General features: G+C 71.3%; 1 protein-coding gene. It reads right to left on the reverse strand.

The features are described 5' to 3' along the window. On the reverse strand, positions 1-26,214 hold the full coding sequence (locus ACH4OW_RS32465; protein ID WP_398031439.1) for a non-ribosomal peptide synthase/polyketide synthase: 26,214 nt from the start codon (positions 26,212-26,214) through the stop codon (positions 1-3). Between the last annotated feature and the right edge of the window lie 493 nt (positions 26,215-26,707).

Here is a 26,707-nt window from a genome sequence, read left to right on the forward strand (position 1 = left end):
TTATATGTCCTCGTCGGCGAACTCGTCTTCCAGGTCGTCGACTTCGTCCTGTGCGAGGGCGGGGAGAAGGAAGTCGGAGGGGGTGTGGCCGCCCGCGGTGGGCGCGGTGGTGTGTTCGGCCAGGCCGGCCAGCATCTCCAACCACGCCTCGCCGAGCCGTTCCACCTCTGCCTGCGACAGCAGACCGCCCGGCCACCCCAGACTCAGCGTCAGCTCCGGACCCTGCGGCGTGTCCCGGATCACCGCACCCGCCTCCAGCGCGTGCATCACCGGCATATCCGCCCCCGCCGCGCCCCCGACCGCCGACTCCCCCGCCAACTGCCACGCCACCACCGGGCCCACCGACCCACCAGCGGCAAACCGGCCCAGATAGTTGAACCCGATCTGCGCCGACGGCAACCCGGCCAACGTCTCCGCTGTATCCGGATTCAGATACCGCAACAACCCATACCCCAACCCGTCCCCCGGCACCGCCTGCACCTGCTCCTTGACCGCCTTCAACAACACACCGGCCGCCTCACCACCGGCCCGGGCCCTGCCCAGGTCGACCCCGGTCGCCGACAGGCGTACGGGGTGGACGCTGGTGAACCAGCCCACCGTGCGCGACAGGTCCACACCGCCCAACGGCTCGCGCCCGTGACCCTCGACGTCCACCAGCACCCCGCCGGCCAGCTCCGGCCGCCACCGGCCCACCGCACCCGCCAACGACGCCAACAACACCTCGTGCACACCACAGTGGAAGACCACCGGCGTCCGCCCCGCCAACGTCGCCGCCTGCTCCGACGGCACCACCCACGCACGATGCTCCAGCGTCCCCACGGTGTCGCGCACCGGATCCAGCGCCCGGCGCCCCACCACCGGCTCACCCGCACCGGCCAGCGCCACCCAGTCCGCCAACTCCGCCACCCGCACACCACCGGCCTGCGCCACCAACTCCCGCGACCAGCCACGGAACGACACCCCCACCGGATCCAACTCCGGCACCCGGCCCGCCGCCACCGCCTCACACGCCACCCGCAGATCCGGCAACAACACCCGCCACGACACCCCGTCCACCACCAAGTGGTGCACCACCAACACCACACGTCCGGTCCGCTGCGGCCCGGCATCCACCCACGCCGCCTGCACCATCACGCCCGCCGCCGGGTCCAGCCGCTCCACCGCACGCTCCGCGGCCTCTCCCGCGAGCGCGTCCAGGTCGTCGTCAGCCGCGGCAGCCGCGTCGATGCGCACGACCCGTTCGGACGCGTCCACCGAGCCGCGTTCACCCACGATCAGCGTCTGCTCGCCGGGAACCGCACGGGCCCGCAGCATGTCGTGCGTATCCAGCAGCGCCCCCAACCCGGCCACCAGCACGTCCTGGCCCAGCTCCGCCGGGGCGCCCGCCACCATCCACTGCGCGAACTCGGAGTCGGTGACCTTCGGGCCCTGGGCCCGCATCACCGGCGTCCACGCCACCTCGCCCACGCCCAGGTCACGGTCCTGCGCCTCGGTTCCGACCGCTTCGGCCACGAGCGCCAGCCGCTCCGGGGTCTTCTCCGCGAAGATCTGCCGCGGAGTCACCACCCAGCCGGCGCGCCGCGCCCGCGACGCCAACTGCATCGACATGATCGAGTCGCCGCCCAGCGCGAAGAAGCTGTCCTCCGCACCGACCCGTTCCAGCCCCAGCAGCTCGGCGAACAGGGCGCACAGGGCCTCCTCGGCCGGGGTGCGCGGCTCGCGCCCGACGGCACGGGCGGAGAAGTCCGGCGCGGGCAGCGCGGCCCGGTCCACCTTCCCGTTCACCGTCACCGGCAGCACGTCCAGCACCACCACAGCCGCGGGCACCATGTACTCCGGCAGCACAGCCGCCACATGCTCGCGCAGAAGCGCCGTGTCGATTTCGTGGACGTCCTTGACGACATAGGCGACCAGCCGCTTGTCGCCGGGCCGGTCCTCGCGTACGACGACCGCGGCCTGGTTCACGGTCACGTGCGACGTGAGGGCGGACTCGATCTCGCCCAGCTCCACCCGGAAGCCGCGGATCTTGACCTGCTCGTCCGCCCGCCCGGCGAACTCCAGCTGCCCGTCGACCGTCCACCGCGCCAGGTCGCCGGAACGGTACATGCGCGCGCCCTCGGCGAAGGGACTGGCGACGAAGCGTTCCGCCGTCAGGTCGGCGCGTCCCACGTAACCGCGGGCGAGCCCGAGCCCGGCCACGTACAACTCGCCGACGGTGCCGACCGGAACCGGCTGCAGGAAGTCGTCGAGCACGAACACCTTGACGTTGCCCAGCGGGCGGCCGATCGCGGGCGGCGCATCCTGTGAGGTGATGTCGTCGGCCAGCGGCGTCGCCGTCGTGATCACGGTCGCCTCGGTCGGACCATAGGTGTTCCACACCCGCGCCCCGGCCCGCCACCGCGCCGCCAGGTCGGCGGTCAGACGTTCCGCGCCCAGCACCCAGTTCTCCACGCCCGGCACGGCTTCCGGTTCGAGTACGCCCAGCAGCGACGGCACCACGCTCGCCACCCGCACGCCCGAGGCACGGATCATCCGGGACAGCGCCTCGGGCTCGGACCGCTCCTCGCTGGTGGCGATGGCCAGGGTGCCGCCTCCGGCCAGCGTGACCGCGACGTCCAGTACCGCCGCGTCGAAGCTGAAGGAGGCGAACTGGAGGGCGGGCACCCCCTCGGACACGCCCAGCACCGGCCGCATGGTCTCCGCCAGGTTCACCACACCGCCATGGGCCACCGCCACGCCCTTGGGCCGGCCAGTCGAACCGGACGTGTAGATCACGTACGCCAACTGGTCCGCCGTGACTGGCAAGGCAAGCGGCCCGGGCGGCTCAGCGGCGATGGCTCCGGTCGCCTCCTCCAGCGACACGGCAGCCGCCGAACCCACCTCGACGCCGGTCAGCGTCTCGCCCGTGCCCAACACCACGGCCGCACCACTGTCGGCGACCATGTACGCAAGCCGGTCAGCCGGGTACTCCGGGTCCAGCGGCACGTACGCACCACCGGCCTTCCACACCGCCAGCAACCCGACCACCATGTCCACCCCGCGCGGCAGGCACAGCCCCACCCGCGACTCACGGCCGACACCCAGACCGGTCAGATACCGCGCCAACCGGTTCGCCCGCGCCTCCAGCTCCCCGTACGACAACAGCTCCGAGCCGCACCGCACCGCAGCCACGTCGGGCGTTCGTTCCGCCCACTCCTCGAACAGGTCCACCAGCGTGCCTTGCGGCACCGGGCGGGCGGTGTCGTTCCACTCCTCCACCACCTGCGAGCGCTCGGCCTCGTCGAGGACGTCGATCTCGCCGACCCGGACCGGCGCACCGGCGACCACCTGCTCCAGCACCCGCACCAGACGGCGGCCCATGCGGGTCGCCTCCCGCTCGTCGAACAGGTCCGGCCGGTACGTGACGAGGATCTGGAGCGGCTCGCCCGGTATGACTCCGATGGACAGCGGGAAGTTGGTCGCCTGGTGCGTCTCCATGCCCCGGAAGACCAGGCTGTCGGCCGTGGTGGGGGCGGCAGCCGGACGGGGGTAGTTCTCGTACACCATGAGGGTGTCGAACGTCGCCCCGGGCCCGGCGAGCCGCTGGACCTCCGGCAGTCCCAGGTGCTGGTGGGCGATGAGTGCGGACTGGCGTTCCTGCAACCGCGTCAGCATCTCCGGCACCGGCTGCCCGCCCTCGAGCGAGACCCGTACCGGAAGCGTGTTGATGAGCAGGCCGACCATCGACTCCACGCCCGGCAGCTCCGGCGGCCGGCCGGCCGCGGTGGCGCCGAACACCACGTCGCTGCGCCCGGTCAGCCTGGCCAGTACGAGCGCCCACGCGCCCTGCAGCACGGTGTTCACCGTCAGGCCCTGCTGCCGGGCCCACGCCGTCAGCCTCCCGGTGGTCTCCTCGGACAGAGCGATCAGGCTTTCCCGCGGCAGCACCGCCTGCCGGGCCGGGTCCGCGGGCGCCACGAGCGTCGGCTCCTCCACGCCCGCGAGTTCCGCCCGCCACGCGTCCCGTGCCGCCTGCGTGTCCTGGCGGTCCAGCCAGGCAAGGTAGTCCCGGTAGGAAGCCGCCGGTGGCAGCGCCCGCGCGTGGCCGCCCGCCGCGTACACCGCGGACAGTTCGCCGAACAGGACTGGCAGCGACCAGCCGTCCGTCAGGATGTGGTGCGTCGTCAGCACCAGGCGGTGCCGGCGGTCGCCGAGCCTGATGAGGACCAGCCGCAGCAACGGTGCCGCCGCCAGGTCCAGGCGGCCGTCCCGCTCCTGCGCGGCGATCGCGTCGACCTGGCCGGCCTGGGCGGTGTCCGCCAGTGCCGACAGGTCGACCACCCGCCAGGGCAGCGTCACGTTCCGCGCGATGACCTGCACCGCCTCGCCCGAGTCCGGCCGGTGGAAGCTGGCCCGCAGCGCCGGGTGGCGGTCCGCGAGCGCTTCCCACGACGCCCGGAACAGGCCGGGGTCCAGTGGCCCGTCGAAGGTCAGGACACACTGCACGGAGTAGACGTCGGGGCCCTGGTCGTCATAGGCGGAGTGGAAGAGCAGCCCTTCCTGCAACGGCGACAGTGGCCAGACGTCCACCAGCTCCGGTGCCGCGGCCTCCAGTTCCTCCACACCCTCCTGCGTCAGGTGCACGAGGGAGAAGTCGGAGGGGGTGTGGCCGCCCGCGGTGGGCGCGGTGGTGTGCTCGGCCAGGCCGGCCAGCATCTCCAACCACGCCTCGCCGAGCCGTTCCACCTCTGCCTGCGACAGCAGACCGCCCGGCCACCCCAGACTCAGCGTCAGCTCCGGACCCTGCGGCGTGTCCCGGATCACCGCACCCGCCTCCAGCGCGTGCATCACCGGCATATCCGCCCCCGCCGCACCCCCGACCGCCGACTCCCCCGCCAACTGCCACGCCACCACCGGGCCCACCGACCCACCAGCCGCAAACCGGCCCAGATAGTTGAACCCGATCTGCGCCGACGGCAACCCGGCCAACGTCTCCGCTGTATCCGGATTCAGATACCGCAACAACCCGTACCCGAGCCCATCCCCCGGCACCGCCTGCACCTGCTCCTTGACCGCCTTCAACAACACACCGGCTGCCTGGTTGCCCGCGGATACGTCTTCAAGGGCGGTGTCGTGCGGCACCGACAGGCGTACGGGATGGACGCTGGTGAACCAGCCCACCGTGCGCGACAGATCCACACCGCCCAACGGCTCACGGCCATGACCCTCGACGTCCACCAGCACCCCGCCGGCCAGCTCCGGCCGCCACCGGCCCACCGCACCCGCCAACGACGCCAACAACACCTCGTGCACACCACAGTGGAAGACCACCGGCGTCCGCCCCGCCAACGTCGCCGCCTGCTCCGACGGCACCACCCACGAACGGTGCTCCAGCGTCCCCACCGTGTCACGCACCGGATCCAGCGCCCGGCGACCCACCACCGGCTCACCCGCACCGGCCAGCGCCACCCAGTCCGCCAACTCCGCCACCCGCACACCACCGGCCTGCGCCACCAACTCCCGCGACCAGCCACGGAACGACACCCCCACCGGATCCAGCACCGGTGTCCGGCCCGCCGCCACCGCCTCACACGCCACCCGCAGATCCGGCAACAACACCCGCCACGACACCCCGTCCACCACCAAGTGATGGGCTACCAGAGCCAGCCGTCCCACCCGGTCGGGGCCTGCGTCCAGCCATACGGCCTGCAGCATCACCCCGGCGGACGGGTCCAGTCGGCCGACCGCCTCGTGCGCCGCGCGGTCCACTGCCTCGTCCAGGGAGCCGTCCCCGGCGACCGTACGGGTGACCAGCGAGGCGGCGTCCACCGAGCCGCGTTCACCCACCATCAGCGTCTGCTCGCCGGGAACCGCACGGGCCCGCAGCATGTCGTGCGTATCCAGCAGCGCCCCCAACCCGGCCACCAGCACATCTTGTGTCAGCTCCGCCGGGGCGCCGACGACCATCCACTGCGCGAACTCGCTGTTGACGGCCTGCGTGCCCATGCCGCGCATCACCGGTGTCCACGCCACCTCGCCCACACCGACGTCCCGGACGGTACGTGCCGCCTCGTCGGCCGGCGTCGCCACCTCCGCCAGCCGCTCGGGGGTCTTCTCCTCGAAGATCTGCCGGGGCGTCAGTACGAGACCGGCGCGCCGCGCCCGTGAAGCCAACTGCATCGAGCTGATCGAGTCGCCGCCCAGCTCGAAGAAGCCGTCCTCCACACTCACCCGGTCCACATCGAGCACCTCGGCGAACAGCGCACACAGCGTCCGCTCGGCCGGGGTGCGCGGATCGCGCCCGGCGGCACGGGCGGAGAAGTCCGGGGCGGGCAGCGCGGCCCGGTCCACCTTCCCGTTCACCGTCACCGGCAGCGCGTCCAGCACCACCACAGCAGCAGGCACCATGTACTCCGGCAGCGTCCCGGCAGCGTGCTCCCGCAGCAGTCGGGCGTCCACTTCTTGCTGCTCGCCCGGTACGACGTAACCGATCAGGCGGCGCTCGCCGGGGCGGTCCTCGCGGGCCACCACCACGGCCTGGCCGACGGCGGGGTGTGCGGCCAGGACCGCTTCCACCTCGCCCGGTTCCACCCGGAAGCCCCGGATCTTGACCTGTTCGTCGGCCCGGCCGACGAAGACCAGCTCGCCGTCGTTCGTCCAGCGCACCAGGTCGCCGGTCCGGTACATCCTCCCCCAGCCTTCGGCCGGGGGGACCCCCATGCCGGGCGCGAACGGGCAGGCCACGAACCGTTCGGCGGTCAGCGCCCGCCGCCCCAGGTAGCCGCGGGCCAGGCCGGCCCCGGCGATGTACAGCTCGCCGGGCACGCCCGGCGCCACCGGGTGCAGGAAGGCGTCCAGGACGTACACCCTGCGGTCGGTCAGCGGGCGCCCGATCGGCAGCACCTCCGGTGCCTCGTCGCCCGGCGGCAGCAGCCGCCAGGTCGCGCACAGGGTGCTCTCGGTCGGCCCGTACAGGTGGCGGATCGCCACCTCCGGGCACGCCTCCCGTACGCGTGCCACCGCACCGGCCGGTACGACGTCACCGCCCGTGAGCACCTCCCGCAGGCCGGCGAAGCAGCCCGGTTCCTCCTCCGCGATCACCCGGAACAGCCCGGCCGTGACGTGGATCGCCGTCACGCCGTCCGCCACCGCCGCGCGGATCCGCTCGGCGTCCACCACGCCCGGCCCGGCGACCGCCACCCGGGCGCCCGCTGCCAGCGGCACCCACATCTCGTACATCGAGATGTCGAAGGCGTGCCGGGCGTGCAGCAACACCGTGTCGTCCGGGCCTACGGACCAGCCTGGCTCGCTCACCAGCGCCGCAACGCTGCCGTGCGGCACCGTCACGCCCTTCGGCGCACCCGTCGATCCCGAGGTGTACATCACGTACGCCGCGTCCTCCGGGCCCGTCGTGACCGGCGTCCCGTCCGCCGGGCACCCGGCCACGGCCGCCGCCACCCGCGGGTCGTCCAGCACCAGCAGCTCCGCCGCCACGGCACCGGCCGGCACCGCGTCCCGGCTGTCCTGGGTGCACACCACTACCGACGGATCGGCGTCGGACAGTATGAACTCCACGCGCTCCGCCGGGTTTCCGGTGTCCAGCGGTACGTACGCGGCGCCGGCCCGCCATACCGCCAGCAGCGTCACCAGCAGCTCCGCCGAACGTTCCATCACCACCGCGACCCGGTCTCCGCGTCGCACGCCCAGCCCGCGCAGGTACGCGGCCAACCGGGCCGACCGCGCCGCCAGGTCTCCGTACGACAGCGTCCGTTCGCCGTCCGAGACGGCCACCGCGGCAGCCCTGCGTGCGGCCTGCCCGGCGATCAGCTCGGGCACCGACGTGCTCGGCACCTCGGCGGCCACGGGGTTCCAGTCCCGTACGACCAGGTCGCGTTCCGCCGACGCCAGTACGCCGATGCGTCCCACCGGGGTGGTGGGGTCGGCTGCCATCTGCTCCAGCACGTGGACGAACTGGCCGAGGATGGCCTCGGCAGCAGCCCGGTCATACACGTCCGGCCGGTAATCCAGCTGCGCTTCCAGCCGCTCCCCCGGACCGACAATCAACGCCAGCGGATAGTGACTCGCGTCCTTGGCCTGACCCGCCGGACGCATCACCAACTCCCCCGGACCCCCCGGCTGCGCCGACGACCGCGGATAGTTCTCATACACCACCAACGTATCGAACTCCGCCCCCACACCCGCCACCTGCCGAACCTCCGACAACCCCACATGCTGCGTCCCCAACAACCCCACCTGCCGACCCTGCAACCCCACCAACAACCCCTCCACCGACTCACCAGCCACCACCGGCACCCGCACCGGCAACGTATTGATGAACAACCCCACCGCCGACTCCACACCCGCCAACTCCGCAGGCCGACCCGCCACCGTCCCCCCGAACACCACATCCCCACGCCCCGCCAACCGCGACAACACCAACGCCCACGCACCCTGCACCACCGTCGCCATCGTCACCCCACACACCCGACCCAACCCCACCAACGCCGACGTCAACCCCACCGAGCACTCCCAACGCACCGCCTCCGGCCGCACCGCCACCCCACCCAACCCCGACGACGCCACCAACGTCGCCCCCACCACACCCCCCAACTCAGCCCGCCACACACCCCGAACCAACTCCCGATCCCGACCCGCCAACCACCCCAAATACTCCCCATACGAAAACACCGGCGGCAAAACCCCACCATCGCCACCCGCCCCATACACCGCCGCCAACTCATCCAACAACACCGGCAACGACCAGCCATCCATCACAATATGATGCGACGTCAACACCAACCGGAACCGACCCCCACCCAACCGAACCAACAACAACCGCACCAACGGCGCCACCCCCACATCAAACCGCCGACCCAACTCCTCCTCAGCCAACCGCCCCACCTCAACCTCCACCTCACCCACCGACAACCCCGACACATCCACCTCACGCCACGGCAACACCACCTCACCAGCCACCACCTGCACCAACTCACCCGACCCACACCGATGAAAACTCGCCCGCAACACCGGATGCCGCCGCACCAACACCTCCCACGAAGCGCGGAAGAGGTCCACGTCGAGGGGGCCGTCCAAGTCCAGCTCGCGCTGTCCTCCGTACACGTCCGCCGCTTCGTCGTCATAGGAGGAGTGGAACAGCAGCCCTTCCTGGAGCGGCGACAGCGGCCAGACATCCACCAGCCCCGGGACCGCGGCCTCCAACTCCTCCACGGTCTCCTGCGACAGGTCGAGGAGAGAGAAGTCGGCGGGAGAGGTGCTCTGCCGCTCCGCCGTGGCCGCCTCGGCGACGAGCGCCAGCCGCTCCGGAGTCTTCTCCTCGAAGACCTGGCGCGGGGTCACGGCCCAGCCCGCCTGCCGGGCCCGCGACGCCACCTGCATCGACATGATCGAGTCGCCGCCCAGCGCGAAGAAGCTGTCCTCGGCGCCGACCCGTTCCAGCCCCAGCACCTCGGCGAACACGGCGCACAGCGACTCCTCCGCCGGCGACCGCGGCGCACGTTCGGTGACCAGACCGGAGAAGTCCGGTGCAGGCAGCGCGGCCAGGTCCACCTTCCCGTTCACCGTCACCGGCAGCGCGTCCAGGACGACTGTCGCCGCCGGGACCATGTACTCCGGCAGCAACGCCGCCGCGTGCTCGCGCAGGGCATCCGGCACTTCGTCGCGCACGTCCTCGGGTACGTCCACGACGACGTAGGCAACCAGCCGCTTGTCGCCGGAGCCGTCCGCCCGTGCGACGACCACGGCCTGCGCCACTTCCGGGCGCGCGGCCAGGACCGCTTCCACCTCGCCAGGCTCCACCCGGAACCCGCGCACCTTCACCTGGGCGTCCGCCCGGCCCACGAAGACCAGCTCGCCTTCGCCGGTCCAGCGCACCACGTCCCCGGTCCGGTACATCCTCCCCCAGCCTTCGGCCGGGGGGACCCCCATGCCCGGCGCGAACGGGCAGGCCACGAACCGCTCCGCCGTCAGACCCGGGCGGCCGAGATAGCCGCGGGCCAGACCGGGGCCGGACAGGTACAGCTCGCCCGCCACTCCGACCGGGACCGGGTGCAGGAACCCGTCGAGCACGAAGGCCCGTACGTTCGTCATCGGCGGGCCGATCGGCACCGCGCCCTCGTGCCCCGGCGTCAGCGGCAGGCTCATGGCCGCGCAGACCGTCGCCTCCGTCGGCCCGTACGCGTTCACCATCCGGCGCCCGCCGGACCACCGGTCCACCAGCCCGGACGGGCATGCCTCACCCGCCACGACCAGCGTCTCCAACTCGTCCGGCAGCGTCTCCTCGACCGCCAGCACGCTCGGCGGCACGGTCACATGCGTCGCCCCGGACGCACGCACGGCCTCGCCGAGCGCCACGCGCGGGGGCAGGTCCTCGGTGCCGACGACCACCAGCGACGCGCCCGACAGGAACGCCATGCACAGTTCGGACACCGCCGCGTCGAAGCTCAGCGACGCGAACTGCAACACGCGGGCGCCCGGGTGGACGCCGAACCGCTCGATCTGGGCCTGCGCCAGGTTCGCCAGGCCCGCGTGGGAGAGGACGACACCCTTCGGGAGGCCCGTGGAACCCGATGTGTAGGTCACGTACGCCGCGTTGGCGACGCTCAGCCGTCCGAGGCGCTCCTCGTCCGCCACCCGGCCCGCCGCGAAGCCCGCCACCGCCTCGGCGACCGCCGGCGTGTCCAGGTCCGTCACCCGGCCGGAGAACTCCTCCGGGACCACGTCGCGCGTGGCACCGGTGCAGATCACCAGCACCGGGTCCGCGTCCCCGAGCAGGAACTCGACCCTCTCGGACGGGTAATTGGGGTCTACGGGTACGAAGGCGCCGCCCGCCATGGAGACCGCCAACAGCGTCTCGATCACCGCGACGGACCGCTCCACCACCACGGCCACCCGGCTCTCGGGCCCTACGCCCGAAGCCATCAGATAGCGCGCCAGCCGGCCCGCTCGCTCTTCTATCTCTCCGTACGTCAGGGACCGTTCACCCGCGACGACGGCCACGGCGTCCCGCGAGCGCTGCACCTGGCGGCCGAACAGCTCGGGCAGCGTCCCGTAGGGAACAGGGAGGCCGGGTACGTTCCTCGGTTCTGTCAGCCGCGCCCACTCGGCGGCGTTCAGCACGCTCACCCGGTCCACCGGGGTGGTGGGGTCGGCTGCCATCTGCTCCAGCACGTGGACGAACTGGCCGAGGATGGCCTCGGCAGTGGCCCGGTCATACACGTCCGGCCGGTAGTCCAGCTGCGCTTCCAGCCGCTCCCCCGGACCCACGATCAACGCCAGCGGATAGTGACTCGCGTCCTTGGCCTGACCCGCCGGACGCATCACCAACTCCCCCGGACCCCCCGGCTGCGCCGACGACCGCGGATAGTTCTCATACACCACCAACGTATCGAACTCCGCCCCCACACCCGCCACCTGCCGAACCTCCGACAACCCCACATGCTGCGTCCCCAACAACCCCACCTGCCGACCCTGCAACCCCACCAACAACCCCTCCACCGACTCACCAGCCACCACCGGCACCCGCACCGGCAACGTATTGATGAACAACCCCACCGCCGACTCCACACCCGCCAACTCCGCAGGCCGACCCGCCACCGTCCCCCCGAACACCACATCCCCACGCCCCGCCAACCGCGACAACACCAACGCCCACGCACCCTGCACCACCGTCGCCATCGTCACCCCACACACCCGACCCAACCCCACCAACGCCGACGTCAACCCCACCGAGCACTCCCAACGCACCGCCTCCGGCCGCACCGCCACCCCACCCAACCCCGACGACGCCACCAACGTCGCCCCCTCCACACCCGCCAACTCAGCCCGCCACACACCCCGAACCAACTCCCGATCCCGACCCGCCAACCACCCCAAATACTCCCCATACGAAAACACCGGCGACAAAACCCCACCATCGCCACCCGCCCCATACACCGCCGCCAACTCATCCAACAACACCGGCAACGACCAGCCATCCATCACAATATGATGCGACGTCAACACCAACCGGAACCGACCCCCACCCAACCGAACCAACAACAACCGCACCAACGGCGCCACCCCCACATCAAACCGCCGACCCAACTCCTCCTCAGCCAACCGCCCCACCTCAACCTCCACCTCACCCACCGACAACCCCGACACATCCACCTCACGCCACGGCAACACCACCTCACCAGCCACCACCTGCACCAACTCACCCGACCCACACCGATGAAAACTCGCCCGCAACACCGGATGCCGCCGCACCAACACCTCCCACGAAGCGTGCAGTCGGGCAGCATCCAACGGGCCCTCCAGCGACAGCGCCCGCTGGCCCGCGTAGACGTCCATGCCTTGCTCGTCATAGGCGGAATGGAAGAAGAACCCCTCCTGGAGCGGCGACAGCGGCCAGACATCCACCAGCCCCGGGACCGCGGCCTCCAGCTCCTCCACGGTCTCCTGCGACAGGTCGAGGAGAGAGAAGTCGGAGGGGGTGTGACCGCCTGCGGCGGGGGCTGCGGTGTGCGCGGCCATGCCGGTCAGCATCGCGGCCCAGGCGTCGAGCAGGGCCTGCGCGGCCGACGCGTCCAGCGCGCGTTCCGGCCAGGCGAGGGTGAGCGTCAGCTCCGGCCCTCCGGCCCGGTCGTGCACCATGCACAGGATCTCCAGGGCGTGCGCCGCGGGGAACGGGTCGGTCGCGCCCTGCCCGGGCCCGGCCTCCCCGGTGGGCGCCCAGTCCTGCCGAGCGGCCATCGGGCCGGTGGAGTCTGTGGCAGGGAGCCGGCCCAGGTAGTTGAAGCCGATCTGCGCGGACGGCAGCTCGGCGAGTGCCGACGCCGTTTCGGGGTTGAGGTAACGCAGCATGCCGTAACCCAGGCCATCCCCGGGCACCGCCCGCACCTGCTCCTTGACGCGCTTGAGCACCCGGCCCGCCGCCGGACCACCCGCACGCACCTCGGCCCCATCCACCGCACCCGCATCCAACCGCACCGGATGCACGGCAGTGAACCAACCCACCGCACGCGACAGGTCCATCCCCTCGTCCAACGGCACCCGGCCATGGCCCTCGACATCCACCAAGAACCCACCAGCCAAGCGGTGCCCCCGGTCGCCCTGCCACTGCGCAACCGCCGCAGCCAACCCCGCCAACAGCACATCGTCGACGCCCGCGTGGAACGCGGCCGGGACGGTGGTCAGCAAGGCCGACGTGGCTCCCGCCGGAACCGTTGCCGAGACCTCGCGCACCGTGCCGCCCATGTCCATCGGTGCCGTGGTCAGCTGAGCGGAAGAGCCTTCGAGCAACTCACGCCACCGTGCCAGCTCGCCCAACCGCTCCGCGCTCTCCGCCTGCGCCGACAGCTCCCGCGCCCAGTGCCTGAACGACGTCGGTACGGCGTCCAACGACACCTCGCCACCGGTCGCCACCTGCGCGTACGCCCGAGCCACATCCGGTAGCAGCGCCTGCCAGGAGACCGTGTCCACTACCAGGTGATCGACGACCAGCAGCAAGCGCCCCTGGACGTCCGGCCCGGCGTCGAGCCACACCACCTGCACCATCACACCGGCCAGCGGATCCAGCCGCCCCACCGCAGCCCGCACCTGCTCGGCAATCAACGGACGCCAGTCACCGACACCCGCCACATCCACCCGGCGCACCCACGGCTCCACCGAGACCGCACCCACCTCACCGACCACCAACCGCCGGTCCGGAACGACCTCCAACCGCGCCCGCAGCACATCGTGGTGATCCACCACCGCCTGCACCGCGCGCACCAAGGCCCCGAACTCGGCACCGGCCGGCGTGACCAGCGCGCTCGACTGGGAAACGCCTCCCACGTGCTCCGGGCCTACGCGGTCCAGCAGCTCGTACATGACCGGTGTCAGCGGCACCTCGCCGACGCCGGGGACCGCGTCATGGACCTCCACGCCGTCGGCCGCGGCCGCGACCGTCGCCAGTCCTGCCGGTGTCCGCTGCTCGAACACCTGGCGGCTCGTGAACACCAGCCCGGCGCGGCGGGCATTCGACACCAGCAGCATCGACATGATCGAGTCGCCGCCCAGCTCGAAGAACGACTCCTCCGCACCCACCCGCTCCAGCCCCAACACCTCACCGAACAGGCCGCACAGCAGCGCCTCGGTGGGCGTCTCAGGGCCGCGACCCTTGCCGCTGCTCTCCTCGGGCACCGGCAGAGCCGCCCGGTCCACCTTGCCGTTGGCGGTGAGCGGCAGCGCGTCCAGCACCATCAGCACCGACGGCGCCATGTAGTCAGGCAGCCGGGCACCGGCGTGGTCGCGGAGCAGCACGGTGTCGAGTTCGGCGTCGGCGTGCGGGACCACGTACGCGACCAGGCGCTTCTCGCCCGGACCGGCCTCGCGCACCACGACGGCGGCCTGGGCCACGTCCGGGTGGGAGGTAAGTACGGACGCGACCTCGCCCGGTTCCACGCGGAACCCGCGGATCTTGACCTGTTCGTCGGCGCGCCCGGCGAACTCCAGCTCCCCGTCGGCGGTCCACTTCGCCAGGTCGCCCGAGCGGTACACCCGGCCGCCCTCGGCGAACGGACTGGCGACGAAGCGCTCGGCGGTCAGGTCCGTCCGGCCGACGTAACCGCGCGCCAGCCCGAGACCGGCCACGTACACCTCACCCGTCACACCAGGAGGCACCGGCCGCAGGAAGTCGTCCAGGACGTACACCCGGGCATTGCCGATCGGCCGCCCTATCGCCGGCGGCGCGTCCGCCGGAGAAATGCCTTCCTCCAGCAGCGTCGCCGTCGTGATCACGGTCGCCTCGGTCGGGCCGTAGGTGTTCCACACCCGCGCCCCGGCCCGCCACCGCGCCGCCGAACCGGCACTCAGCCGCTCCGCACCCAGCACCCAGTTGCCCACCCCGGACACGGAGGCGGGGGCGAGCACGTCGAGGAGCGACGGGACCACGCTCGCCACCCGCACATCGGCGGTACGGATCATCTCCGCCAGCGCCTCGGGCTCCGTACGCTCTTCGCTGGATGCGATCGCCAGGGTGCCACCGGCGGACAGCGTGACCGCCACATCCAGTACCGCGGCGTCGAAGCTGAACGAAGCGAACTGGAGCACGGTCACGCCCGGGGCCGCGCCCAGCACCGGCCGCATGGCCTCGGCGAGGTTCACCACGCCGCCGTGGGCCACCGCCACGCCCTTGGGCCGGCCCGTGGAGCCGGAGGTGTAGATCACGTACGCCAACTGGTGAGCCTTGACCGCGATGTCGGGCGATGCGGTCGACTCGGCAGCGATGGGTTCCGCCGCCTCGTCCAACAGCACGACCTGCGTCGTCGCTTCGACCGGCACTCCCGACAGCGTCTCGTCGATGCCCAGGACGACGGTCGCACCACTGTCGGCGATCATGTACGCGAGCCGGTCGGCCGGGTACTCCGGGTCCAGCGGCACGTACGCACCACCGGCCTTCCACACCGCCAGCAGACCCACCACCATGTCCACCCCACGCGGCAGGCACAAACCAACCCGCGACTCACGCCCCACACCCAGACCCGTCAGATACCGCGCCAACCGGTTCGCCCGCGCCTCCAACTCCCCATACGACAAAACCTCCGAGCCACACCGCACCGCGGCCACACCCGGTGTCTGTTCCACCCAGCCCTCGAACAACCTCAACAGCGTCTCAGCCGGCACCGGCCGGGCAGTGTCGTTCCACTCCCCCACCACGCGCGAACGCTCGGCCTCGCCCAGCAGGTCGATGTCGCCCAGAAGAGTCTGGGGAGCCGTCGCGACCTGTTCCAGTACCCGCAGCAGACGGTTGCCCAAGGCGCGGACGGTCTCCTCGTCGAACAGGTCAGGCCGGTAGTCCAGCCGCAGGCCCAGGTCGTCGGCGGGGTTGACACCCAGCGTCAGGGCGAAGTTGGTCGACTCCCGCATGCCGGTGTCCGTGAGCGCCAGCCCGTCGACGGCAGGCTGCATCGCCGGGTCACCCGGATAGTTCTCGAACGCCAGCAGGGTGTCGAAGGTCGCACCCGGCCCCGCGAGGCGCTGAATGGCGCTCAGGCTCAGATGCTGGTGGTCCAGCAACGCCGACTGCTGGGCCTGCAAGCCGGTCAGCAGCTCGGCGACCGTCCGCCGGGCGTCGAGGCTGACCCGGACCGGCACGGTGTTGATGAACAGCCCGAGCATGTCCGCCATACCCGGCAGGCCCGCAGGCCGCCCGGCAACCGTCGCGCCGAACACCACGTCACGGCGCCCCGCCAACTGCCCGACCACGACAGCCCAGGCAGCCTGCACCACCGTGTTCAGCGTCACGCCGTGCCCGCGGGCCGCCTCCCGCAGCGCCTCCGCCAGCCAACCGTCCGCCGTGACGGTCAGCATGCGCCCCAGCACCGGCGCGGTGTTCGAGGCGAGCGGCGCGACGAGGGTCGGCTCCTCCACGCCGGCCAGTGCCTGCCGCCACGCCTCGCGCGCGGCCTGCTCGTCCTGGCGGACCAGCCAAGCAAGGTAGTCGCGGTACGGAGTGACCGCGGGCAGGTCGCCCGCGCTGCCGCCCGCCGCGTAGCAGGCCCACAGCTCCCGCATCAGGATCGGCAGCGACCAGCCGTCCAGCAGGATGTGGTGCAGCGTGATCATCATGCGGTAGCGGTCCTGACCCACCTGGATCAGAGTGACCTTCAACAGCGGCGGTGCCGAGAGGTCCAGGCGCCCGCGTTCCTCGATGCCTATGCGCTCGGACTCCGCCCAAGCGGCATTCGCGTCGAGTGCCGACAGGTCCTCTTCGCGCCACGGCAGTACTACGTGCCGGGACACCGTCTGTACGGGCCGGTCCATCCCGGCCAGCTGGCGGAAGCCCGCACGAAGGCTCGCATGCCGGTCCAGCAGCGCCTGCCACGACGCCCGCAGTACTGTCGCGTCCAGCCGCCCTTCCAGACCGAGGATGATCTGCTCCACGTACGTGTCGTCGCTCTGCTCGTCGTACAGGCCGTGGAAGAGCAGGCCCTCTTGCAGCGGCGCGACCGGCAGCACGTCCACCAGCCCGGGAACGTCCGCCTCCAGCTCTTCCACCTGCCGCTGTTCGAGCTTGACCAGGGGGAAGTCGGTGGGCGTGTGCCCACCGCTGCCGGGCCGGAGGGTGTGGGTGGCCAGGCCCGTCAGCATCGACGCCCAGCCCTGGAGCAGGTCCTGTGCGGCCGTCTGGTCGAGCAGCCGCTCGGGCCAGGCCAGCGTCAACGTCAGTTCCGGGCCGTCGGCCCGGTCGTGGACCATGCACAGAACCTCAAGAGCGTGCATGACGGGGTACGCCCCGGTCGCACTCCCCTCGAACCCGGTTTCCGCGACGGGTTGCCATTCCCCGTCCCGGTCGGCGATCCGGCCCAGGTAGTTGAAGCCGGTCTGCGCGGACGGCAGCCCGGCGAGTGCCGACGCCGTTTCGGGGTTGAGGTAACGCAGCATGCCGTAACCCAGGCCATCCCCGGGCACCGCCCGCACCTGCTCCTTGACGGCCTTGAGCACCCGGCCCGCCGCCGGACCACCCGCACGCACCTCGGCCCCATCCACCACACCCGCATCCAGCCGCACCGGATGCACGGCAGTGAACCAACCCACCGCACGCGACAGGTCCATCCCCTCGTCCAACGGCACCCGGCCATGGCCCTCGACATCCACCAAGAACCCACCAGCCGACCGCCGGCCCTGTTCCCGGTCGTCCTGCCACTGCGCAACCGCCGCAGCCAACCCCGCCAACAGCACATCGTCGACACCCGCGTGGAACGCGGTCGGAACAGCCGTCAGCAACGCCGACGTAGCGCCCGCCGGCACCGTCATCGAGATCCGCTGCACGGTGGTCTCGACATCCCGGCCCGGGTCCACCGGTGCCGTGGTCAGCTGAGCGGCAGGACCTTCCAGCAGCTCACGCCACCGCGCCAGCTCGCCCAACCGCTCTTCGCTGCCCGCCTGCGCCGACAGCTCCCGCGCCCAGTGCCTGAACGAGGTGCCCGCGGTGTCGAGCTCCGGTCGGCCGCCTACAGACAACTGCGCGTACGCCCGAGCCACATCCGGCAGCAGCGCCTGCCAGGAGACCGTGTCCACTACCAGGTGATCGACGACCAGCAGCAAACGGCCCTGGGCGTCAGGCCCGGCGTCGAGCCACACCACCTGCACCATCACACCGGCCAGCGGATCCAGCCGCCCCACCGCAGCCCGCACCTGCTCGGCAACCAACGGACTCCAGTCACCAACACCCGTCGCATCGACCCGGCGCACCCACGGCTCCACCGAGACCGCACCCACCTCACCGACCACCAACCGCCGCTCCGGAACGACCTCCAACCGCGCCCGCAAAACATCGTGGTGATCCACCACCGCCTGCACCGCATCCACCAGCACGGCAAAGTCCAGGCCGCCCGGAACGGCCACGACGCTGGGCTGGACGACCTGGCCGGCCCCATCCGGGCCGACCCGGTCCAGCAACTCGTGCATGACCGGTGTCAGCGGCACCTCGCCGACAGCAGGCACTCCTTCGTGCAAGACCACGCTGTCCGCCGCGGCTGCCACCGTCGCCAGTCCTGCCGGTGTCCGCTGCTCGAACACCTGGCGGCTCGTGAACACCAGCCCGGCGCGGCGAGCATTCGACACAAGCAGCATCGACATGATCGAGTCGCCGCCCAGCTCGAAGAACGACTCCTCCGCACCCACCCGCTCCAGCCCCAGCACCTCACCGAACAGGCCGCACAGCACCGCTTCGGCCGGTGTCTCCGGGGCCCGGCCGTTGCCGACCGCCAATTCAGGCGCGGGCAGGGCCGCCTTGTCCAGCTTCCCGTTCACCGTGAGCGGCAACGCGTCCAGCACCATCACCGCCGCCGGCACCATGTGCTCCGGCACGGCCTCCGCCACATACGCACGCAACGACTGCGGATCAACCTCCCGCACCCCAGGCACGACATAACCCACCAGACGCCTCTCGCCCGGCCGGTCCTCCCGCACCACCACCGCGGCCTGCCCCACATCCGGATGCCCCGCCAACACCGCCTCGACCTCACCCGGCTCCACCCGGAACCCACGAATCTTCACCTGCTCGTCCGCCCGACCGACGAACTCCAACTCCCCGCCAGCCGTCCACCGCGCCAAGTCACCCGAGCGATACACCCGCCCACCCGCGCCGAACGGACTGGCCACGAAGCGTTCGGCGGTCAGGTCCGTTCGGCCCACGTAACCGCGCGCCAGCCCGAGCCCTGCCACGTACACCTCACCTGTCACACCAGGAGGCACCGGTCGCAGGAAGTCGTCCAGGACGTACACCCGGGCATTGCCGATCGGCCGCCCTATCGCCGGCGGCGCGTCCTGCGAGGTGATGTCGTCCGCCAACAGCGTCGCCGTCGTGATCACGGTCGCCTCGGTCGGGCCGTAGGTGTTCCACACCCGCGCCCCGGCCCGCCACCGCGCCGCCAAATCAGCGGTCAGGCGCTCCGCACCCAGCACCCAGTTCTCCACCCCCGGCACGGCCTCCGGGTCCAGCACACGCAGCAGCGACGGCACCACACTCGCCACCCGCACACCCGCCGTACGGATCATCTCCGCCAGCGCCTCGGGGTCCGTACGCTCCTCAGTCGACGCGATGGCCAAGGTGCCACCAGCGCCAAGAGTGACCACCACGTCCAGGACGGCGGCGTCGAAGCTGAACGAAGCGAATTGCAGTGCCACCGTGCCTTCGTCCACGCCCAGCACCGGCCGCATGGCCTCCGCCAGGTTCACCACGCCACCGTGGGCCACCGCAACGCCCTTGGGGCGCCCCGTGGAACCGGACGTGTAGATCACGTACGCCAACTGGTCCGGCACCACGGCATGGTTCAGCGGCTCCGCGGACTCGGCGGCGACCGTGCGCTCGGTCGTGTTCTCGCCCAGCAACACCGCGTCCGCCATACCGGTAGACACTCCGGCCAGCGTCTCAGACATGCCGAGAACGACAGACGCACCGCTGTCGGCGATCATGTACGTGAGCCGGTCGGCGGGGTACTCCGGGTCCAGCGGTACGTACGCTCCGCCGGCCTTCCAGACCGCCAGCAGACCCACCACCATGTCCACCCCACGCGGCAGGCACAAGCCAACCCGCGACTCACGCCCCACACCCAGACCCGTCAGATACCGCGCCAACCGGTTCGCCCGCGCTTCTAGCTCCCCGTACGACAGCACCTCCGAGCCACACCGCACCGCGGCGGCGCCCGGCGACTGTTCCACTCGCGCCCGGAACAGTTCCGGCAGCGTGTTCGCCGCGACCGGCTGCTCGGTGTCGTTCCACTCCTGCACCACCTGCGAACGCTCGGCCTCGTCCAGCACCTTGATGTCGCCGACCCGGGCCTCCGGGTGCGCCACCAGCTGTTCCAGGACCCGCAGCAGCCGGCGGCTGATCTGCACGGCTTGCCGCCGGTCGAACAGGTCGGGCCCGTAGTCCAGGCGGAGGTGGAGGGCGTCGGTCGGCATGACGCCCAGGGCCAGCGCGAAGTTGGTCGACTCCCGCATCTCGGTGTTCGTCAGCGTCAGGCCCTCGACGGAAGCCGGTATGCCGGGGTCACCCGGGTAGTTCTCGAACGTCATGAGGGTGTCGAAGGTCGCACCCGGGCCCGCGAGGCGCTGTATGGCGCTCAGGGTCAGGTGCTGGTGGTCCAGCAGCGCCGACTGCTGGGCCTGCAAGGCGGTCAGCGTCTCCGTGACGGTGCATGCGGGGTCGAACCGGACCCGGACCGGCACGGTGTTGATGAACAGCCCGAGCATGTCCGCCATGCCCGGCAGCTCTGCGGGTCGCCCGGCCACCGTCGCGCCGAACACCACGTCACGGCGCCCCGCCAACTGCCCGACCACGACGGCCCAGGCAGCCTGCACCACCGTGTTCAGCGTCACGCCGTGGCGACGGGCCAGCTCGCCCAGTGCCCCGGCCAGTTCCGTACCCGCCTGCAGCGTGATCCTGCCGAGCGAAGCCGAGGCTCCGCCGGGGGCAGCCGGGGCGACGAGGGTCGGCTCCTCCACGCCGGCCATGGCCTGCCGCCACGCCTCGCGCGCGGCCTGCTCGTCCTGGCGGACCAGCCAAGCCAGGTAGTCGCGATGGGGCGCCGCGGCCGGCAGCGCCCGCGCCGTACCGCCCTCGGCGTAGCAGGACCACAGCTCCCGCATCAGGATCGGCAGCGACCAGCCGTCCAGCAGGAGGTGGTGCAGCGTGATCATCATCCGGTGCCTGGCCGGGCCGGTCTTGACCAGCAGCACCCTCAGCAGCGGGGGCTGTTCCAGGTCGAAGCGGCGGGCCCGTTCCTCCGTACCCAAGCGCTCCGACTCCGCGTGCGCGGCATCCGCGCCTAGGGCAGACAGGTCCTCTTCGCGCCAGGGAAGCACCGCGTGCCGGGCCACCGTCTGCACGGGCCGGTCCATCCCGGCCGGCTGACGGAAGCCGACCCGCAGGCTCGTACGCCGGTCCAGCAACGCCTGCCACGACGCTCGCAGGACCTCCGCGTCCACCGGTCCGTCGAGGTCGAGGACCATCTGCTCCACGTAGACGTCCTCGGCCCCCTCGTCGAAGAGGGCGTGGAAGAGCAGGCCCTCTTGCAGCGGTGCGACCGGCAGCACGTCCACCAGCCCGGGGACCTCCGCCTCCAGCTCTTCCACCTGCGGCTGGTCGAGCTGCACGAGGGGGAAGTCGGACGGCGTGAACCCACCGCTTTCGGGGCGCGCCGCATGCGTGACCAGCCCGGCCAGCATCGACGCCCAAGTGTCGAGCAGCCCCTGTGCCGCCGCAGCGTCCAGCAGGCGTTCAGGCCACGACAGGGTGAGCGTCAGCTCCGGCCCCCCGGCCCGGTCGCGCACCAGGCCCAGGAGTTCCAGCGCGTGCATCACCGGTGCGTGCGTCGGTATGCCCTCGCCCATGCCGTCACCGGCGAGTTGCCATTCCCCGTCCCGGTCGGCGAACCGGCCCAGGTAGTTGAAGCCGACCTGCGCGGACGGCAGCCCGGCGAGTGCCGACGCCGTTCCGGGGTTGAGATAACGCAGCATGCCGTAACCCAGGCCATCCCCGGGCACCGCCCGCACCTGCTCCTTGACGCGCTTGAGCACCCGGCCCGCCGCCGGACCACCCGCACGCACCTCGGCCCCATCCACCGCACCCGCATCCAGCCGCACCGGATGCACGGCAGTGAACCAACCCACCGCACGCGACAGGTCCATTCCTTCGTCCAACGGCACCCGGCCATGGCCCTCGACATCCACCAAGAACCCACCAGCCGACCGCCGGCCCTGTTCCCGGTCACCCTGCCACTCCGCGACCGCCGCGGCCAGCCCCGCCAACAGCACATCGTCGATACCCGCGTGGAACGCGGCCGGGACGCTGGTCAGCAACGCCGACGTAACCCCCGCCGGAACCGTCACCGAGACCTCCCGCACCGCGCCGCCCACGTCCCGGCCCGGGTCCACCGGCTCAGCCGTCAGCTGAACGGAAGGCTCTTGCAGCAGCTCACGCCACTGCGCCAGCTCGCCCAACCGCTCCGCGCTCTCCGCCTGCGCCGACAGTTCCCGCGCCCAATGCCTGAACGAGGTGCCCGCGGTGTCGAGCTCCGGTCGGCTGCCTGCGTCCAGCGCCTCGTACGCGGCCTGTACGTCCGGGACCAGGACCCGCCAGGAGACGGTGTCCACCACCAGGTGATCGACGACCAGCAGCAAACGGCCGTGGACGTCCGGCCCGGCGTCGAGCCACACCACCTGCACCATCACACCGGCCAGCGGATCCAGCCGCCCCACCGCAGCCCGCACCTGCTCGGCAACCAACGGACGCCAGTCACCGACACCCGCCACATCCACCCGGCGCACCCACGGCTCAACCGAGACCGCACCCACCTCACCGACCACCAACCGCCGCTCCGGAACAACCTCCAACCGCGCCCGCAAAACATCGTGGTGATCCACCACCGCCTGCACCGCATCCACCAGCACGGCGAGATCCAGGCCGCCCGGAACGGCCACCAGAGCCGACTGGTACACCTCGGGCAGAGCCTCCGGGCCCACTCGTCCCAGCACCTCGTGCATCACCGGGGTCAGCGGCAGGCCGCCGGTCGGCGCGACCGCCGCCCCGGCAGCGGTGCCTTCCGCTCCGAGACCACCCTCGCCCAGGACGACGGCCACGGTTGCCAGGCCCTCCGGCGTCCGGTGCTCGAAGACCTCGCGGGTGGTGATGGCCAGGCCGGCCCGCCGGGCGCTCGACACCAGCAGCATGGAATGGATCGAGTCGCCGCCCAGCTCGAAGAAGCTGTCGTCGGCGCCCACCCGTTCCAGGCCCAGTACCTCGGCGAACAGGTCGCACAAAAGAGCGTCGACAGGGTTCTGCGGGGCTCGCCCCTCGCGCCGGTTCTCCGGTTCGGGTACGGGCAGGGCGGCCTTGTCCAGCTTTCCGTTCACCGTGAGCGGCAGCGCGTCCAGCACCATCACCGCCGCCGGCACCATGTGCTCCGGCACGGCCTCCGCCACATACGCACGCAACGACTGCGGATCAACCTCACGCACCCCAGGCACGACATAACCCACCAGACGCCTCTCGCCCGGCCGGTCCTCCCGCACCACCACCGCGGCCTGGGCCACGTCCGGATGCCCCGCCAACACCGCCTCGACCTCACCCGGCTCCACCCGGAACCCACGGATCTTGACCTGCTCGTCCGCCCGCCCGACGAACTCCAACTCCCCGCCGGCCGTCCACCGCGCCAAGTCACCCGAGCGATACACCCGCCCACCCTCGGCGAACGGACTGGCCACGAAACGCTCCGCCGTCAGATCGGGGCGCCCCACGTAACCGCGCGCCAGGCCCGGACCCGCTACGTACACCTCGCCAACCACGCCCACCGGCACCGGCTGGAGGAACTCGTTGAGCACGAAGACCTGCGTGTTGCCGATCGGCCGCCCGATCGCGGGCGCCGCGTCCGCCGGGGAGATACCTTCCTTCAACGGCGTCGCCGTCGTGATCACGGTCGCCTCGGTCGGGCCATAGGTGTTCCACACCCGCGCCCCGGCCCGCCACCGCGCCGCCAAATCAGCGGTCAGACGCTCCGCGCCCAGCACCCAGTTCTCCACCCCCGGCACGGCCTCCGGGTCCAGCACACCCAGCAGCGACGGCACCACACTCGCCACCCGCACACCCGCCGTACGGATCATCTCCGCCAGCGCCTCGGGCTCCATGCGTTCTTCGCCGGAAGCGATCGCGAGGGTGCCGCCTCCGCCCAACGTCACCGCCACATCCAGTACGGCGGCGTCGAAGCTGAACGAAGCAAACTGGAGCGCGGCCACGCCCGGGGCCACGCCCAGCACCGGGCGCATCGCCTCCGCCAGATTCGCCACCCCACCGTGGGCCACCGCCACGCCCTTGGGCCGACCCGTCGAACCGGACGTGTAGATCACGTACGCCAACTGGTCTGCCATGCAGGCCACTTCGAGGCCGGCGGACGACTCGGCCGCGATCTCCTCCGCCACCCGGTCCAGCAGCACGACGTTCGTCGCCGCTCCGACCGGTATCTCCGACAGTGTTTCCGCCGTGCCCAGCACCACCGAAGCGCCGCTGTCGGCGACCATGTACGCGAGCCGGTCGGCCGGGTACTCCGGGTCCAGCGGCACGTACGCACCACCGGCCTTCCACACCGCCAGCAGACCCACCACCATGTCCACCCCACGCGGCAGGCACAAACCAACCCGCGACTCACGCCCCACACCCAGACCCGTCAGATACCGCGCCAACCGGTTCGCCCGCGCCTCCAACTCCCCATACGACAACACCTCCGGACCGCACCGCACCGCGGCCACGTCCGGCGCCGCCTCGGCCCGAGCGGCGAACAACTCGACGACGCTGCCCGCTGACACCGGCTGTGCGGTGTCGTTCCACTCCTCCACCACCTGCGAACGCTCGGCCTCGCCCAGTGCGTCCATCCGGCCGACAGGCAGGGCCGGATCGTCCGCCGCCTGCTCCAGGAAACGCAGGAACGACCGGTGGGCTCCCGACAGCCACGCGTGGTCGTACAGGTCGGCGTCGGCCTCGAAAGTGATCTGCGTGTCCTCGCCGTCCGACGAGCTGTTCACCCGTACGCCGAAGTCCTCGATCCGTCGGCTCGGCAGCTCCCGCACGACGCCCCGGTGCGGCCCGAACCACAGGTCCGCGCCCGCCGGAACGACGTCCACGTACGGCCCGAAGAGCCGGCGCCCGCCTTCCGGACGGCCCAGCTCCCGCCGCAGCCACTCGCCGCGGAACCGCTGGTGCTCCAGCAGCGCGGCGACCTCTCGCTCCGCCGCGCCGGCCAGTTCCAGCAGGCTCGATCCGGCTCGCGCCGGGAGCCGCAGCGGCAGGGTGTTCGCCATCGCGCACGGCGTCCGCCGCGCCCCGTCCCCCGCCCGTCCCGTCACCGGCAGGCTCAGGACCGTCTCGTCCGCCCCGGTCATCCGGCCCAGGAAGGCCCCGGTCGCGGCGAGCAGCAGCCTCGTCCAGCTCACCCCCGCGCAGTCGGCCGCCGCGCGCAGCCCGGCCGCCACCGTGGGCGGCAGCTGCCCGGTTTCCCGCAGCACACCGTCCTCTGCCGCGACGTCCTGGGCGCGCCCCGACCGGTATCCCGGAATGCCGGTCCACTCCGGCCGGTCCGCGAAACGCGCGAGCCAGTACGCCCGGTCGCGCGTATACCTCTCCGAGCTGTGGTAATTCGCCTCCTGGTCCCACAGTTCACGCAAGGAGGCGTGCTGCGGCCCGGAGACCGTCTCGCCTTGGGAGAGCGTCGTATACACCTCGGCAACCCGGCGCCCCAGCAGTGCGCACGCGTAACCGTCCATCAGCAGGCTGTTGTAGCACTGGAACCACACGTGGCGATCGGCGGCCAGGCGGTAGATTGTGTAAGAAAACAGCTGGTCGGCTGCGGTGTTCTGTACCCGCCGCGCTTCCGCCCGCATCAGGCTCTCGGCTGCCGTCCGAGGGTCGCTTTCCGCGCCGAGATCGACGACCGACAGCTCCCATATCGGCTGCCCGGTGAATATCTGCGACACGCCCTCTTCGCCGTCCTCCACGAAGCGCACACGCAGCATGTCCACATGGGAAACGACCTGTCGCAATGCGCGTTCGAACAAGGCCAGGTCGAGAGGCCCGTGTATGTCGACGGAAAGCCCGGAGTGGCCAGGCGTTCCGGAAAGATTCGCGCGCCGTGACCGCCAGATCCCCTCCTGGCAATCGGACAGGGGCAGCGTGTCACCGGTGTGGACGTTCATCATTTCCCCCCGTTATGCGGAGCGCTCCCCGCAGCACGACGTTCCCGGCCGATCACGGGTCGATCACATTCCGCCCGCTCGTCGACCGGCAACAGTCGGCACCGGCCCGCACTTCACCCCGGAGGGAAGGCAGGGTCGGGTTGCGCTCCGCACTTGATTTCCAGTACTCCAACGTCGTCTGCGACGCCTACTGGCTGGCCACCGAGGTGGCCGCCCCCGTCTTGTCGAACTGGTCCGCCATTACGCGTGAACGGCGGAAGTCACGTCATGAACGATACTGATGACCTGTCCGAATTCCCAGCGCTCAGCAGTCGCGTCCGTTCGACACAGGTCCGGACGCCGGACTCTCCGTTCTCGTGTCCAACTGTCCAAATAACCGGTTGGCCGGGGCACACTCTTTTCGATCTCGGAGTTCCGGACACCATCGACCACGGAATTTCCTTGCTCCCCTGTAATGACGTCGCCATCAGTGACATCATCACTACCGCGACCACCG

This window comes from Streptomyces sp. NPDC017056 (assembly GCF_044332485.1).
GTDB lineage: Bacteria > Actinomycetota > Actinomycetes > Streptomycetales > Streptomycetaceae > Streptomyces.

Excerpts from the sequence above, each read along its gene's own strand:
- ACH4OW_RS32465 (WP_398031439.1), bottom strand. The coding sequence starts at position 26,214 with ATGATGAACGTCCACACCGGTGACACGCTGCCCCTGTCCGATTGCCAG.